This is a genomic window from Psychrobacter urativorans, assembly GCF_001298525.1.
Taxonomy (GTDB): Bacteria; Pseudomonadota; Gammaproteobacteria; order Pseudomonadales; family Moraxellaceae; genus Psychrobacter; species Psychrobacter urativorans_A.
The window spans coordinates 2013343-2029219 of sequence record NZ_CP012678.1; the positions used below are offsets into that span (position 1 = coordinate 2013343).

Annotated in this window: 13 protein-coding genes; 4 read left to right on the top strand and 9 right to left on the bottom strand. The window is 44.0% G+C overall.

Annotated features, from left to right (window positions below; all coding sequences use genetic code 11):
• The first annotated feature begins 104 nt into the window (after positions 1–104).
• Positions 105–1598, top strand: a complete 1494-nt coding sequence (locus tag AOC03_RS08625) for an amidase (protein WP_062535110.1) — start codon at positions 105–107, stop codon at positions 1596–1598.
• Between the two features lie 33 nt (positions 1599–1631).
• Here AOC03_RS08625 and AOC03_RS08630 read toward each other — a convergent pair whose 3' ends face one another.
• The 4 genes from AOC03_RS08630 to AOC03_RS08645 form a co-directional block, all read right to left on the bottom strand.
• On the bottom strand, positions 1632–2402 hold the full coding sequence (locus AOC03_RS08630; RefSeq protein ID WP_062536650.1) for a DODA-type extradiol aromatic ring-opening family dioxygenase: 771 nt from the start codon (positions 2400–2402) through the stop codon (positions 1632–1634).
• 262 nt (positions 2403–2664) lie between these two features.
• Positions 2665–3153 (bottom strand): 23S rRNA (pseudouridine(1915)-N(3))-methyltransferase RlmH, encoded by a 489-nt coding sequence (gene rlmH / locus AOC03_RS08635; RefSeq protein ID WP_062535112.1) that lies wholly within the window; start codon positions 3151–3153, stop codon positions 2665–2667.
• Between the two features lie 97 nt (positions 3154–3250).
• Positions 3251–3781, bottom strand: coding sequence for a DUF421 domain-containing protein (locus AOC03_RS08640; protein WP_062535114.1), 531 nt, complete (start codon positions 3779–3781; stop codon positions 3251–3253).
• 194 nt (positions 3782–3975) lie between these two features.
• Positions 3976–4476, bottom strand: coding sequence for an ABZJ_00895 family protein (locus AOC03_RS08645; protein ID WP_062535115.1), 501 nt, complete (start codon positions 4474–4476; stop codon positions 3976–3978).
• A 400-nt stretch (positions 4477–4876) separates the two neighbouring features.
• Here AOC03_RS08645 and AOC03_RS08650 point away from each other — a divergent pair, with 400 nt between their 5' ends.
• Together AOC03_RS08650 and AOC03_RS08655 are read left to right on the top strand one after the other, a co-directional pair.
• Positions 4877–5431 (top strand): SH3 domain-containing protein, encoded by a 555-nt coding sequence (locus tag AOC03_RS08650; protein WP_062535117.1) that lies wholly within the window; start codon positions 4877–4879, stop codon positions 5429–5431.
• Positions 5432–5446: 15 nt separating this feature from the next.
• Positions 5447–6673: a M15 family metallopeptidase gene (locus tag AOC03_RS08655; RefSeq protein WP_062535119.1), complete on the top strand. Its 1227-nt coding sequence runs from the start codon at positions 5447–5449 to the stop codon at positions 6671–6673.
• Positions 6674–6810: 137 nt separating this feature from the next.
• Here the strand turns inward: AOC03_RS08655 and AOC03_RS08660 are convergent, their stop codons facing one another.
• The 3 genes from AOC03_RS08660 to dapC form a co-directional block, all read right to left on the bottom strand.
• A complete protein-coding gene (locus AOC03_RS08660; RefSeq protein ID WP_204247905.1) occupies positions 6811–7416 on the bottom strand; it encodes a 3'-5' exonuclease in 606 nt (201 codons plus the stop codon).
• 18 nt (positions 7417–7434) lie between these two features.
• Positions 7435–9447, bottom strand: a complete 2013-nt coding sequence (locus AOC03_RS08665) for a DUF294 nucleotidyltransferase-like domain-containing protein (protein WP_062535123.1) — start codon at positions 9445–9447, stop codon at positions 7435–7437.
• A 202-nt stretch (positions 9448–9649) separates the two neighbouring features.
• Positions 9650–10903, bottom strand: coding sequence for a succinyldiaminopimelate transaminase (gene dapC, locus AOC03_RS08670; RefSeq protein ID WP_062535125.1), 1254 nt, complete (start codon positions 10901–10903; stop codon positions 9650–9652).
• 244 nt (positions 10904–11147) lie between these two features.
• Here dapC and AOC03_RS08675 point away from each other — a divergent pair, with 244 nt between their 5' ends.
• Complete coding sequence (locus AOC03_RS08675) at positions 11148–11783, top strand: hypothetical protein (RefSeq protein ID WP_062535127.1); 636 nt, start codon at positions 11148–11150, stop codon at positions 11781–11783.
• 101 nt (positions 11784–11884) lie between these two features.
• On the opposite strand, the gene glnD is transcribed toward AOC03_RS08675, so the two are convergent.
• On the bottom strand, positions 11885–14611 hold the full coding sequence (glnD, locus tag AOC03_RS08680) for a [protein-PII] uridylyltransferase (protein ID WP_062535131.1): 2727 nt from the start codon (positions 14609–14611) through the stop codon (positions 11885–11887).
• A 159-nt stretch (positions 14612–14770) separates the two neighbouring features.
• Positions 14771–15562 carry a type I methionyl aminopeptidase gene (gene map, locus AOC03_RS08685; RefSeq protein WP_062535133.1) on the bottom strand — a complete coding sequence of 264 codons (792 nt, stop codon included), beginning with the start codon at positions 15560–15562 and terminating at the stop codon, positions 14771–14773.
• Between the last annotated feature and the right edge of the window lie 315 nt (positions 15563–15877).

Sequence of the window (15877 nt, forward strand, 5' to 3'; positions counted from 1 at the left end):
AGCGAGTCACGAGAGTGGTTCGCTTTTTTATGACGGTTTAAAAAGTTATGATAATGCTAATGCTACACTATAAATGTCGCGACATATAAAAGGAAGTTAGGGCTATGTTTAAAGAATATACTCAATACGATGCGCTAGGATTGGCGGAGCTGGTAAAGTTAAAACAAATCAGCGCCAAAGAGTTGCTAGACGCTGCTATCAATCAGGCGAATAGACTGAATCCGAAACTAAATGCCATTATCCAGCGCTTTGATGAGCGTGCTTATCAAGCAGCGCAAGCAGGATTGCCAACAGGCGTGTTTACCGGCGTACCTTATTTATTAAAAGATTTATCATTTTATTTTGCAGGCGAGCCACTGACCATGGGCAGTCGCAGCGTCAATATCAATGTTAAACAGGACGATGAAATTGTCAAACGTATGAAAGCGACAGGGGTCAATACTTTTGGTAAAACCAATACGCCAGAGTTTGGATTAATCATCACTACCGAACCCAAAGCCTATGGGGCAACGCATAATCCCTTTAAAAAAGGCTATAGCTCGGGCGGCTCATCTGGTGGCAGTGCCGCAGCGGTGGCGAGCGGTATCGTACCGATGGCAGGCGCGGGCGATGGTGGTGGCTCTATTCGCTTTCCAGCCGCATGGTGCGGTGTGTTCGGTCTCAAGCCAAGTCGCGGGCGCAATCCTGTGGGACCAATGTTTGGTGAGGGCTGGGACGGCGCGATTGCCGACCATGTTATTAGCCGCAGTGTGCGTGATAGCGCGGCGATGCTGGATGCTATTAGTGGCGCTGAAGTCGGTGCGCCTTATGTGATTGCCCCACCGCAGGGAACGTTTTTACAAGCAGCAATGCGTGCACCGCGCCCGTTGACGATAGCTTTGCATCAACAGCCGTTAGTGGCGAATACGGTGGTAGATAAAGAAGTCTTAGCCGTTCTTGAGCGCACGGCTGCCCAACTAGAAGCGATGGGTCATCGCGTGATTCCTGCTGAACCGGCTATTAATATAGAAAAATTTTGGCATGATTTTATGGTGGTGATTTGTGCGCATACCGCCTTTACGATTGATAGTATCGAACGCTCCTGTGGCGCAGCGCAAGTGCAAAATCTTGAACCACAAACGTATAATATGGCGTTACTTGGACGTTCATTATCTGCAGTAGATTTGGTGTATGCCAAACAAGGCTGGCACGACAGTCAATATCAGACTGGAAAACTGCTTGAGCACTACGATATGATTTTATGTCCGACTGTACCGACACCTGCGGTCAAACATGGCGTTTTGCCACCCAGCCGTATGGATGAGCTATTGATGCGTAGCGCAGGAGTGATAAATAAAGGCTTTAGTATCGGTAAGTATGCCTTTAGCTCAGGATTGATTGAGCAATTAAGTTACCCTGTTTTCAGTAAAATGGCGTTTACCTTATTAGGAAATGTCACTGGACTCCCCGCCATGTCAGTACCCGTAGGCATGAGTAAAAAAGGCTTGCCGATCGGTATGCAGCTCATTGGGCGCATGAATGATGAGGCGACATTGTTGAGCTTGGCAGGAGAAATGGAGCGCGCAGGATTGTTTACCAAACCTGCTTTTGAATACTAGAATTTACTTGATATTGATTGCTGATAAATGCAGTTAGTCAAAGCGATAAATATCCATACCCAGGCTATGATGCGCCATACTTTCATGCACCACAGAAACGCGCTGACCGGCACCGAGTGCAAAAAATAGCGGCAATAAGTGCTCATCGCTTGGATGGATATTTTGATAATCGGGATACTGTTGCCAGTCTAATGCCGTAGGAATATCGGTTTTTAGTTGTTGTAATAGCCATAATTTAAAGTCTTTTGCCGCCTTATCAATACTATCCGCTTGCCAACGCAGTGCTTGCAAATTATGGGTGATATTACCTGAACCAATAATGAGGATTTGTTGTTCACGCAGACGCGCAAGTTGTGCTCCCAACTGATAACACGCCACACTGTCATAATGCCGCGGTAACGATATTTGCACGATGGGTATATCCGCTTGTGGATAGAGATGCCTGAGCGGTGCCCACACACCATGATCGCAAACGCGCACTGGGTTGACGCTACAAGCAATGCCGCGTGCGCTAAGCTGCTGCGCCAGTGATTCGGCAAGCTCGGGCTGACCCGATGCTGGATACTGTAATTGATATAACTCAGGATCAAAGCCTGAAAAGTCATGCCACGTTTTTGGTTGCGGATTGCTGCTGATTTCAAGCTTAGCAGAGAGCCAATGCGCAGACATGATGACAATCGCCCGTGGTTTGGGCAAATTGTGTCCCATACGAGCGAGTGCACTGGTGGTTGATGATTGTTCTATGGCAAGAGTGGGTGCGCCATGCGAGATAAATAACGCGGGCAATCGTGCCGCATTGGTCATGCCAATAGGCATATCTGCCCATGCTACCGCGCCAGTAATCGCTGTAGTCATATTAGCAGTATCGTAATGAGGGTCACGATTATTGGAGTGTACAGGTTTAGCGAATTTTGGATAGGTCATATGCCATTTATTAGGGCAGGTAATCATTTTTCAATCTGTTTTACGATTGATGTTTTACGATTGATGTTTTATGCTTAAAAGTTTATGCCTAAAATTTTATGACTAAAAGCTGCGCAATCATGATTTTTAACGATTTTATTGGCTAATTGCCACGGTGATAAGGGTGGTTATGATTGATACTCATCGCTCGGTACAGTTGTTCCATTAATACCACGCGCACCAAAGGATGCGGTAAAGTCAGCGCCGATAACGACCATTTAACATCTGCTGCTGCCAAGACGTCTTGTGACACGCCATCAGCACCGCCAATGACGAGCGCAATATCATCGCCTTGTTGCATCGCATCTGCCAGCTTTTCGGCTAAGCCTTCGGTGGATAGCATTTTACCTTTAACGTCCAACACCCACAGCTGTTCACGGGCAGCGGTTGCATGAGCGCCAAGTATGGCTTGACCTTCTTGCTCACGGTACTGGGCTAAATTAGCATCCGATGGGTTTTTGGCGCGTTTAGCTGCCGCAAGTTCCACAATCTCTGTGCTGAGCATGGGCTGGATACGTTTGTAATATTCATTAAAGCCACTTTGTATCCAGCTTGGCATCTTATTACCAACCGTTAACAGACGTACTTTCATTGCCATTTATCCTTCGAGCTTTTTGTATATAACAAGCATTATTATAAAAACAACGCTCATTTTACTTAAATTACTGTAAATCGTCTCAATTTTTTCTTTAATCCGTTAACGGCAGTAGCGTCTCAGAAACCGTATCGTTATAGGCGGCTTTTGCATTTTTAGTAATGATGGTTAAGGTGGCATCGGACTCAAAAACAATCGCCTCAATCTCATTTAAATTATGGATACCATCCGCACGCATGGCGCTTTCAAGCTCTTGCTGGGTTAACCGTTCCGCTTGCATCGCGTCGGATAAGTATTGCCCTTGATAAAACACAATGCGTGGCTCGGATAACAGCATACTGTTAAATGGTGGTGAAATAGAAGCGTATTTGGTCACCAAAAACTGTAATAAGTACAGCACCACAATCGCCGAACCACCCTCTATAAAGGGAATATCTTCAAGCAAGATAGTGCTCGCGCCCAATGAGCCAATCATGACCGTCACAATCCAATCAAAATTATTGAGCTGCGAGGTTGAGCGTTTACCCGAAATTTTGGTCGTGATGACAATGAGCGCATAGACCATCACGGCGGTGAGGACGATACGCCCAAGCTTATCAATATTGTCAAAAAATAACATATCCATGGTGCTGTCTCCTCATAATCATGTAGAGCAACGAATACCTGCAAAGCTAATGCTATAAAGACAGCGTAACGGATTTTTAGAAACAATGGTGCAATAAATTTGTAGCGTATTTGGTTCAGTCATGCGTTTGATTTAAGCATATTTTGATTTAAGTGTAGTTTGATTCAAATAGAATAGTAGTAAGTGCCTAAAATTTATTTCGGTGCAAGGGCGCGGTTAACGACCCAAATACCCAAGCGCGCACTGACTAACGTGAGCAACAATATCATCACCACAGCGCCAAGTAGCGGCAAAGGTTGCTGCCGAGTCATATCTAGCAATACCTCACGGCTAACCGCATCAAACACAAAAACCCACAAGGCAAAGACATATACCGCCGTCAGTAGCCAAACGCTACCCACACTGCCTAAAGTCAAACGGTTTATCTCGCTACGGTTTAAGGCGCGGTGTTGATGCTTAATAAATTTATGCACCGCGATATAAGCACCAACCAAAATAGAGATGACAGTGACCAGCTGTGAGCTAAGGGCAAATTTAGTTTGAATCATCATAAATATAGAAGTGGCGAGGATATAACCAATAGCAAAAAAGCCGACATACTGTGTCAGTTTCGTCGCTACTATGGGTTTAGCATCTATGAGTTTAGTATCGTTTAATGGCGCATTTTTTTTAAGGTTAGGCGTCGTGCGTGTCATAAGCATATCTATAGTAGGTTATCAGCAATTGTTTATAAGCAATAAGTTATAAGCGGTTAAATTTAAAAATAAGCAAAGATATAGACAAACGTCATGACAAGTATCGTCGCAGTTTGCATAAGATTATAGGCTTCTGCATAAATCAATCGTTTTACGTCTCATTATGTCTAGGACAATTATACAGATATTGGCGCACCTCATGACTATCAGAAAGCTCACTCTACAAAAGCTGTACCTACAAAAGCGGTTTCTAAACAGGATAATGGTATTGCGCCTACCATGTTATCTATTCATATTAGGTCATATATTTATTTTTAATTAACAAAAGTAAACAACGATTTGCAGATATGTATTTTATTCGTTAATATATGTTAACTTATTTTTCTCAAAGGAATATGATATGAAACATATATCGATGATTATTGTCATGTCATTAGTGCTTGTAGGCTGTGGAGATGCAGGACAAAAAGCTCTAAAAGGGGCGGCACAAGCTATTTTAGAGGAAGATAATAAAACAGCACAGCCGCAGCAACCGGTCAATTCCCAACAACAGCCTAATAACAATAACTACCCTAACGTGGCAAATCAGCCGCCACAAAATGGGTATGTAGAGGCAGATAACGGCGCAGGCGATGCTCCTCAAGCCTATGTCAGTAATGAAGAGTCACTACCGGCTAAGCCAGTACAACAACAGCCTCAAAGACAAGCCAACACTGAAACCGTTGTGCGTTACCGCGCACAGGTATTGACCCAATATGGTGGCAAAGTACTGGTGCGCCAAGCGCCTTCTAAAAATGGGCGTAAGTTAGGTTTCTTATATGATCAAGAAGAAGTGTTTGTGATTGGTGAAACGGACAAGTGTGAAGTCATCAATAGAATAGAGGGCTGCTGGGTTAAAGTGATGGATTCACAACGACTGGTTGGTTATAGCTTTGGTGGGTATTTACAGTATTAGTAAAGAGAGAAACCCATGAGAAAGTCAAACCAGCGTCGCGGACCGCTTGCAGGGTTCGCGATAGGCGTATTATTCTGTTTTATAGGGATGAGCCTCATTCTGTATCTTAGTTGGGGGTTTATTAAAGACTCATTAAAGGAGTCGAAAACCCCTAATGATTATGCGGAAGAGCAGTCTTTGCCTGTTGATAATAATGGCGAACCAATTCCAAATGACAGTGCCAATCAACCAAATACTGGTATGCAGACCGATGCTTTTGGCAATACAATACCTGAAGCAGTGCCTGATTTAGAAGCTTATCCAGCCCCTACTTATAGTAACGGTCAGCTTGGTGTTGCTCAGGGCGCAGGCGGCATGGGGCATTTAAAGAAAGTTCCCGGTCAGTACACCAGTAAAGAAGAGTTTGTGCATAAAAACGTCCATACGTCTTTAATGAATATGATATTTGCCGCTAAGAATGATGGTATTTCTTTAAACCTTGTGTCTGCTTTTCGCTCTTATAGTCATCAAAAAAGAATATGGGAAAATAAATGGGGCAATAGCGCTGACAATGATACTGGCAAAGCCAAGTCGATTTTACGTTATTCCTCGTTTCCTGGTACCAGTCGCCATCATTGGGGCACGGATGTAGACTTTAACAGCGTATCATTATCCTTTTGGAACACGGCTCAAGGTAAGAAAATCCATAACTGGCTGACCAAAAATGGTCCGCAATTTGGCTTTTGTCAGATATATGCCGCCGGTCGTGGCAGAGGCTATTCTGATGAACCTTGGCATTGGACCCACGCGTATACTGCCAGCCAATATTATAATCAGCTGTCAAACCCACAAGTGCTCAATATCGCCTTATCGCAAGACATCAAAGGCGCTGCCGCCGTCAGACAGATACCCGATGAGATGATGGGTTATATCACGGGTGTCAGTGGCTGTAATGTCTCCTCTGCGCCGCAGCAGGTAAATTATCCGACTGAAAAACCACACTCGAATAGAAAAATACCATTACACGAAGAAACACCGCAAAATAATCCAAATCTACGAGCTAGCCCTGCGCCTGCATCAGATTATATTGCTGAGAGCCATAGTGATAGCCAAAATTCTACAGATAATGGCAATGTTAATCCTAAACCACCATTACAAAAAGGTAATGAACCGGTATTTCAGAAACAGGGCGAAAGTAATCCAAATGTAAAAATTCATTCACAGAATGGTATTACAATGGTGAAAGGTGATAAATTATACTAAGCCTATTATTCTAACAAAGATAAAAATAGTAGAACGTAAAAACCCTTGCTTAACTAACCTTAAACAAGGGTTTTTTTATAGATTATCAATACTTTTTATCATTGTAAATTCAGTTTGAAAAAACCAAACCTATAACCTTAGCGCACATGCAAAAATGCCATTGCGGTCATCACCGCATCATTGTAAGCGTCATGCGTACCCAGTTCAGGAATATGATAATGCGCCAAAATCTTGGTCAAATGCTGCGATGGATTGGGCGCGCTGTGGTCAGGATTGCCCATCCGTCGACTGTATAATTCGCGCACATCAATCACCTGATTCGGCAATGTTGTGCCCATGTAGTGCTTGACTAAAGGATTCAAAAACGCGGTATCTATCTGCGGACAAAAACCAACGATAGGGCGGTTATCAATAAAGGGTAATAATATCGCGAGCATCTCATCATAGCTCATACCATGCTCAACATCAGCGGTACGCAGACCGTGAATGACAATGGTATTGCGATCAGGCATCACGGGTGGACGGCAGACCAAATGCAGACCATTGCCCGTATCAATGGTATTACCATTCACATGAATGGCAGCGACAGACAGTAAATGATGCTTACGCGGATTGAGTCCGGTCATCTCACAGTCAATCGCCACCCATTGTCCAGCGGTCGGCGGTGCAAACATCGATGCCAGCTCAGGACGTTGCAGCCGCTTTTGTTGCCATGAAGACGATAACTGTTTAAGCCAGCTCATAAGAATCTACCCTTCACGTTAAGCCATATCCAGCTGATAATGTTGGCGCAGTTGGATTTTAAAGCTTTTGACCACTGCCAAACATTCTTTTAATAGATCACGCTCAAGCGCCGACAAGGTAGTAGGGTCAACTTGCCGTGCATGCTTATCTTCCGTGGACAATGCCACCGCCAACCGCTGCGCCATAAAAAACTCTAATGCTTCACCTAACGTATCGGCACGCTCTTGGGTCAAGGCATTGGCTTGCACCAAGCCTTTAAGCCGATTTTTGGTACTGGATACTTGCAAGATATTGTTTTCTAACGCTAATGCACGAATACCATGTACCAGTGGAAAGATACCGGCTTTTTTTAGGTCAATATCAGAGGCGCTAGGTTTTCCTAATAGCGGTACAAACTTTTGCCACCACTGATTCACATCACCAAACTGTAAGGCGGCACGCACAAACTGACGCACAAATATAGGATCTGCCTGCCGATGAGTAATTCTTAAATGCTCACGAACATGGGTTAATAAGGTTTTATCACCGCACACATATTCAGCGTCTAAAACGGCGGACAGATAGATGTTGTGCATGGGCTCGGTATTGCGTAACCATAAGCTAATCTGTTGCTCAAACTGCTTCAGCGGCAGTTGCCACATCGGATTGGTCATCATAATATTGCCATCACATAATGGATAGCCGAGCGTTGCCAAATGCTGATTAAAGGTTTCTGCAAACTGTGCTAAGTGCGGATGCGAAAAGCCATCTTTAATAATAAGAGCATTATCTTGGTCGGTACGCATAATTTGTTCACCGCGACCCTCTGACCCCATGACAATCACGCAGGTATTTTTCATGACCTCATCTGGCACAATAAGGTGCCAAAGCTTGGTAAAGACTTGCGCGTTCAGCGTCTGCACCATGCGACTGATAATACCAATCTTCACGCCATTTTCATGTTGCGCCCGAATATAGCGCCCAATCAATTCCACCGCTTTATGCAGACTGGTTAAATCTTCTGCTTGCTCAATTTGAATACTAATCAGCTGCGAGTGATGACCGATATGGGCGAGCATATCGCTTTGCCCCAATATACCGATGACTTTACCAGACGCATCAATAACCGGCAGACGATGAATACGGTAGCGGGTCATGGTCAGTAACGCATCACCAATTTCATCGTCTGCATCAATGGTGTGCAGATTAAAGCTCGCATAGCGTTGGCAAGGCGTTGTGGCAGGGTTTTGCTCCTCACTCACAGCGCGACAAATGTCATTATCGGTTAAAATACCGAGGTCACGGTCGCAATGATTATCAGAGCTTGGTAAATGAGGGGAAAGGCTTTCTATCGCTTGGTTTTCTATATTAATGTTGTCTAAAATAGGCGATGGGCGTACCAGTACGTGTTTCAGCTTAGCTTCGGTCATAATACGTGCCGCCTGCTGTAGGCTGTTATCCGCGTCAATAATATGTATCGGTAACAAGGTAACATCAGTCACTGGCTGTAGCATAATTTGCTGTACTTCTTGCTGAGCATTATAGCCAGTTGAACCTAAAGATTGATTTTGTGAGCTGCGGCGCTGCTGCAAGGCTTTTAGGCGTTCCGGTAATTTATCGGATAATAATTGCCGTACCAAATGATTTTGCGCACTGATTTTATTCATTGCTGCACCGTCAACTTGCAGTAACAGCGTGTCTTCATCCGCACGATATTGATAATGTTCTGAATGGTTGTTTGTTAAATGAGAAGTTGTTAAATGAGAAGTGTCCAAAACCGCATCTTGTGCTTCAGGCATACGCCGACTGTCAAACCAGTCATTACTATTAAGTTGCTCGGAGTGATTACCGCCCAAATAAGATGCGACAAATTCGCCATTTAGGGTTTGCTGAATTTGACCTTTTAACACCACAAAAAAATACTGTAAGTCATCGGCAGCTAAGGTTTCATTAGCGGCAAGATAGCGTACTTGGGTATGTTTTTTTAGGCTTTGGCGCTCAGCGGCAGTTAATACGTCAAACGGTGGCTGAGTAAAATCAAGATGGGGCATGGCATCATCCTTGATGGCACGTTTATTAACGCTGCTTTATAGACTTAGTCGGCAGCGAAAACGTGCGATAGGCTATAGTAATGTCCTTTTACTATAGCATTATCTACGCCTTTATCCTCAATAACATCAAGGTCATTAATATTATCAGGGATATTTCAAATATAAGGTTTTTTATGCGGCTTATCCATCGCATTCTTAAGGTCTAAGGATTAAGCAGCTTACGAATACGGCTGATTGCTTCGCGGCTTTCCTCAACGCTTGCAACCAGTGCCACACGTATATAGCCTGCACCCGGATTTTTGCCGTTTACCTCACGTGATAAGTAGCGTCCTGCTAAGGCATGAATATTGGCGTGCTCATAGAGGGCTTTAACAAAAATTTCATCATCACCGTTAAATTGCTCAGGGACTTTTATCCAAAAGTAAAATCCTGCCTCGGGCATACATAAGTCGAGCAGCTCGCCAAGCTCAGCCATCCACAAGGCAAATTTTTCTTGATATAGCGCGCGATTTTGTGCCACGTGTTTCTCATCTTGCCATGCAGCAACGGAGGCAAGCTGATGTGGAACCGGCATTGCACAACCTTGATACGTGCGGTATTGTAAATAAGACTTTAAAATGGATGCGTCACCGGCGACAAAGCCTGAGCGTAGACCCGGTAGATTTGAGCGTTTCGATAACGAATGAAAGACCACACAGTTTTTAAAGTCATCACGACCAAGCGTGGCGCACGCTTGTAACAAGCCAATCGGCGGCTCATTAAAATACAACTCGCTGTAGCACTCGTCACTGGCAATAATAAAGCCGTATTTATCAGAGAGACGAATGAGCATTTCCCAATCGTCCATCGTCATGACCGAACCGGTAGGATTGTTTGGGCTACAGATAAATAATAATTGCGTACGCGCCCATACGTCGTTATGTACAGCGCGGTAGTCACCTTTAAACGCATTATCTACGGTACAAGGCACAAAATAGGGCGTTGCCTGCGCCAATATTGCTGCGCCTTCATAGATTTGATAAAACGGATTGGGCATGACGACTATAGGTGACTGATAGATAGGTGGCTGATTGATAGAATTAGGCTTATCTGTAAATGCTTGCTCTGCCGTATCGCCATGATTAACGACCGCTTGTACAAAGCTAAAAATCGCCTCGCGCGTGCCCATTACGGGTAATACTTCGGTATTTGCATTGACGTGATGGAGGAAAAAACGCCTCTCAAGCCAATGCGCAATGGTTTGGCGCAGATCAAAGATGCCATTGGTGGTGGGATACTGGCATAGCTTGTCCAAATTTTCTCTTAGCACGTCCAGTACAAAAGTAGGTGGCGTGTGTTTTGGCTCACCAATCCCCAGCTTAATCTCAGTGTAGGCATGGGCTGGCGTGCTATCGGCAAGCAAGGCTGCCATCTTGGCAAAGGGATAAGGGTGTAGTTTGGTTAAGTTGTTATTCATAAGTAGGCTAACTATAATAAACAGGTGATCATAAAATTATAAAGAAAAATTACATTCAGGCAGTGTAGCACCTCTCTTATTTTTTGTCCTTTTCTTCTTATCGCTATCGAGACACCTCTCTTACCCTTTTAGCGATACATTTTTATATAGCTTATCGATGATTTCCATAAATATAGACCATAAATATAATAACAGCCATATTAGCTAGCAAGTTATTGCACGAGTTATTTTAAGGATAACGAACATGCCTATTTTTTCTAATAATAATGCGCGTCGTACGTCATTCTATCAAGAGTTACAACGACGTGAGCGCCAATGGTGGCAAGCTCGTCATCGCCTGATTACCCTTCAAGAGCGCCAACTGTTTTGGTTTGGCGAGAACAGCGTCATTATGTGGTTGCTTTGGCAGTTTGTCAGTTATATCGTGGTGGCTATTGTGTTGATGCTAGTAAGCAAGCTGTTCGATGTGCATCTGTACTTGTGGCAATATATGGCAGTCTTTGGGGTACAAACGCTCATTTTTATCACGATATTTTCTGCTAAAGGGCGTCTCGCTAATAAAATGCAGCATAATATTCATAAAGCAGATTTGCTACGTGAACAGATGCTCAATGAGATGGTTATTTTAGCGTCCGACAGTATCTTTCCGGACATTCATGCGCATTCGCCCATCTCACTACAGCATATTCATGAGCGTTATGACGCGCAACTGCGGCTGGCAAGCTTACAGTGTCTATTACAAAAAGAGATTGACGCTGGGCGGTTACTATTATCGCAGCGTGAAATAGAAGCGCGCATATTACCGCCTGAGCTAGCCGATGATGAGCTTACACCTCATGCTGGCGATATGATTTATAAAAGCTTGTTGCAGTTACAATAATTGACGCATACCTCGGTATCTATTTTTTATTAAACTTAATTCTTATTAAACTTAAACCTCATTAAATTTAGGTTTAATCTTAAGTCAAATGTTCATTAAGTTTAAAGGTTATCCTGACGTATCTTTAGACTTTCAATGAGCGCCGCTTGCAAGATATTGAGCTTATCGTCTGATAAGGGTTTATCTTGCTGATCACTGATATAAAACATATCTTCTGCGCGTTCGCCTAACGTGGTAATGCGCGCGGCGTGCACTTCAATTTTCTGCTGTAAAAACACTTGACCGACGCGCGCCAGTAATCCGGGCTGATCGAGCGTTTGCAGACTCATCATATGCTGATTTGAGGCTTCATTAAACTCAAAACTAATCACCGTTGGTACATCAAAATTCCGAAGATGGCGCGGTATACGTTTAGTTGTCAGTTTAGGCACAGTCGGGTTTTTAAAGGCATCAATCAAGCGTTGAATCAGCTCTTGTTGGCTGTCTTCATCGACCAGTAATGTGCCACTACGATCGAGCAGCACATAAGAATCTAAGGCAAAGTTGCGGGTTGCGGTGATAATGCGCGCGTCTAATACATCCAAATTCATTTGGTCAAATACTGCCATGGTGACGGCAAATAAATTGGCTTGATCTTGGGTATAGACAAACACTTGCACCGCATCGAGTGCCAACTCTCGATGCTCACGCAAGACCACTAACGGCGCACTATCCGCATCGGAGGCGCGACCAATGGGCGGGTGGTTCAATATCGCACTGGTATGCCATAGAATATCGGTGGCAATCTCCCGCAAAAAATACTCATCGCCCAAATCATCCCACAATCTCAGCACCTCATCACGGTTCATATGCTGATTATCAACCGTATCTAACATCGCCATGGCTTGCTGACGTGTGGCGCTAATCATGTCTTGGCGATTGGTGGGCGCGTCAATATCCGCACGTAAAATGCGCCGCGTTTGTGAATATAACTGTTTCATGAGCGTGGCGCGCCAACTGTTCCAAAGCTGTGGATTAGTGGCATTCATATCGGCAACGGTCAGTACATATAAATGATTCAGATGCGTGACATTGCCCATTAAATTTGCAAAAACCGTCACTACTTCAGGGTCGGAAATGTCCTTTTTCTGAGCGGTCGTCGACATCAATAAATGGTGGCGGGTCAGCCAACCGACCAGTTGCGCATCTGCATCGCTCATGCCGTGGTTAAGGCAAAACTCAATTGCTTCCGTTTCTCCTAGCTGACTGTGATTGCCACCGCGACCTTTGGCGATATCATGGAACATCGCTGCCAATACTAAAATCTCTTTACGCTCAATACGCTGAAAAATAGCGCTGACCAGTGGAAACTCCTGCTGAAGCTCGGGGTCGGTAAAGCGATGTAAAATTCGTATTAAAAACAACGTATGCGCATCAACCGTATAACGATGGAATAAGTCATATTGCATTAGCCCCGTTACTTGCGCAAACGCAGGAATATAATTGCCTAAAACACCGTAGCGATTCATCGTGCGCAGACGTTGGAACAGATAATTTTGTTCTTTTAAATTAGCTAAAAACAGCGCTTGATGCTCAGGATTATCCCGATAATTTTGATCAATACCGCGCGCCGCAATTTTGAGCGCCCGTAAGGTACGAGTACGCACATTTTTAATGCCATATTGCCCCATCAGTAAGAACATTTCCAGAATCGCTTCAGGATGTTGCGCAAAAACCCGATGATGCGCCATCGCAATATGATCGCCAATTTGGTTAAAATGGGCATTAAGTGGACGCTTTATGGGGCGTTCATTTTCTGGCAAACTTGGTTCAATAATCGTTTCATAATAATGATTGGTCAACATTTCAGACAGTGTCGATATCTGCATGGCACAGCGATAATAGTCACGCATAAAGCGTTCTACGGCTGCATTGGGTGCATCATCGGGCTGACAGTGATAACCCATGCGCTGAGCAATGTCACGTTGATAATCAAATAGTAGTTTATTCTCATTACGTCCGGTCAGCTCATGCAAATAATGCCGTATTTGCCATAAGTAATTTTCGGCAAAGCTCAATTCATCGAACTCTTTTTCGGTCAAAAACTCTTGTTGTACCAAGTCATAGAGCTTATCTACGCGAAAGTAGCGTTTTGTCACCCAACCAATGATATGAATATCACGCAGACCACCCGGTGCCGACTTGATATCCGGCTCAAGATTATATTCTGTGGCATTATGGCGCAGATAACGCGATTTTGCTTCCGCGAGTTTTACATCAAAAAAAGCGCGCTGTGACCACAGTTGATTAACGATATCAATAGGCACGTTTTGTAGGGTTTCATTACCAATTAACAAGCGTGATTCTAATAAGGTACTGGCAACCGTATGATCTTCTGCCGCTTCCAAGCACTCAGCAACACTGCGGACCGCTTGCGCAGGTTCTAGCCCAATATCCCACAGCAGCGCCACAATACCATCAATTTTAGCACGAATACTAACGGCAATATTATCAGGTGCAAGCAGTAAAATATCGATATCCGAATGCAACGACAGCTCGCCGCGGCCATAGCCCCCCGTCGCAAACAGCGCCAAACCCGTTTTATCCAATTCAAACCAAGTAAATAAAGCTGTCAGCAACTCATCAATTGCACAGGAGCGTGCCGTCACCAACTGGCGAATGGTCACCCCACGTTCAAGCGCCCGACTGATATCGGCATTAATCTGTGTCAACCACTCTGGAATTCCAAGTAGCGACTTTTCCGTAGCAGGCGTTGCCAAATTACGGTATGCAGCAGGCAGTTCTGGTAATGGCGTAAGATAAACAGAGGCGACATCGCAAGTAAACATGAGCGTTATCCGATTAACAATTTAAAATAGAAGTGACGAAAAATATAGCGGTGAGCAAATGGCAAACGCAATATCAGATACATACATACCTATATATTCACTAACAATCACCAATAATATAACCCAAAAAAAAGACCGCCGAAGCGATCTTTTATCAAGTTACTGAGTCAAAAAGCTTAAATCTTCTTCAGGACGGGCAGTAAATACCTCACAACCATTATCAGTCACCACTAAGGTATGCTCCCACTGAGCGGACAGCTTACGGTCTTTGGTAATTGCCGTCCATTCATCTGGTAAGATTTTAGTTTGCCATTTACCTTCATTAATCATCGGTTCAATGGTCAACGTCATGCCAGTTTTTAGCTCGAAGCCCGTGCCTTTTTTGCCATAATGCATCACTTGCGGTTCGTGATGAAATTCATTACTGATACCATGACCACAGAATTCACGCACAATGCTAAAACGCTCAGGCTCAACCACCGCTTGAATCGCTGCGCCAACATCACCGAGACGCGCGCCATTTTTTACCGCTTTTAGACCGGCATACAGTGCTTCTTGCGCTACTCGACAGATACGCTGCGCCATGATAGAGCCATTACCGACAATCCACATCTTAGAGGTATCGCCATAATAACCATCTTTAATCACGGTCACATCAATATTAATGATATCGCCATCTTTGAGGATTTTACTTTCGCTCGGAATACCGTGACACACCACATGGTTGACTGAGGTGCAAATAGACTTTGGAAAGCCATTATAATTCAGCGGAGCAGGAATCGCGTCTTGCACATTGACGATATAATCATGGGCAATTTGATTTAATGCTTCGGTGCTCACGCCAACTTTGACATGCTCATCAAGCATGACCAGTAATTCGCTGGCAAGTTTACCAGCGATACGCATTTTTTCTATGGCTTCAGGGGATTGAATAAGGGATTTTTTAGTCATTGTCATCATACTTATAGTTATGGAGTTAGTTATAGCATTAATGTGGCTAAATTATATCATAAATGAATGCGTATCGTTTTTGAGGGTTTTATGGTTTTGCAAAGCGCCTAGGCGTTAAATCCTCGCCAATTATAGACCGTATTAGTAGCTATCAGTTAGCAGGTAACGCTAAAACTAGCAAGAGGCAGTAGCAAAACGCCTATACGAAAAAACAAACGTCGCGTGGAGCTTATACATAACACTGTATGACAATAATAAGGCTAAGCGACATAATAGATTCACTATTTAAGCAGAGGCATTACGCTGCCATCGAGA

Coding starts and splice junctions, on each gene's coding strand:
- AOC03_RS08660 (WP_204247905.1), bottom strand. CDS start 7,416: ATGAGCTGGCTTAAACAGTTATCGTCTTCATGGCAACAAAAGCGGCTG.
- dapC (WP_062535125.1), bottom strand. CDS start 10,903: ATGAATAACAACTTAACCAAACTACACCCTTATCCCTTTGCCAAGATG.
- AOC03_RS08665 (WP_062535123.1), bottom strand. CDS start 9,447: ATGCCCCATCTTGATTTTACTCAGCCACCGTTTGACGTATTAACTGCC.
- AOC03_RS08650 (WP_062535117.1), top strand. CDS start 4,877: ATGAAACATATATCGATGATTATTGTCATGTCATTAGTGCTTGTAGGC.
- AOC03_RS08645 (WP_062535115.1), bottom strand. CDS start 4,476: ATGACACGCACGACGCCTAACCTTAAAAAAAATGCGCCATTAAACGAT.
- AOC03_RS08640 (WP_062535114.1), bottom strand. CDS start 3,781: ATGGATATGTTATTTTTTGACAATATTGATAAGCTTGGGCGTATCGTC.
- AOC03_RS08625 (WP_062535110.1), top strand. CDS start 105: ATGTTTAAAGAATATACTCAATACGATGCGCTAGGATTGGCGGAGCTG.
- AOC03_RS08675 (WP_062535127.1), top strand. CDS start 11,148: ATGCCTATTTTTTCTAATAATAATGCGCGTCGTACGTCATTCTATCAA.
- glnD (WP_062535131.1), bottom strand. CDS start 14,611: ATGTTTACTTGCGATGTCGCCTCTGTTTATCTTACGCCATTACCAGAA.
- AOC03_RS08655 (WP_062535119.1), top strand. CDS start 5,447: ATGAGAAAGTCAAACCAGCGTCGCGGACCGCTTGCAGGGTTCGCGATA.
- map (WP_062535133.1), bottom strand. CDS start 15,562: ATGACTAAAAAATCCCTTATTCAATCCCCTGAAGCCATAGAAAAAATG.
- rlmH (WP_062535112.1), bottom strand. CDS start 3,153: ATGAAAGTACGTCTGTTAACGGTTGGTAATAAGATGCCAAGCTGGATA.
- AOC03_RS08630 (WP_062536650.1), bottom strand. CDS start 2,402: ATGACCAATGCGGCACGATTGCCCGCGTTATTTATCTCGCATGGCGCA.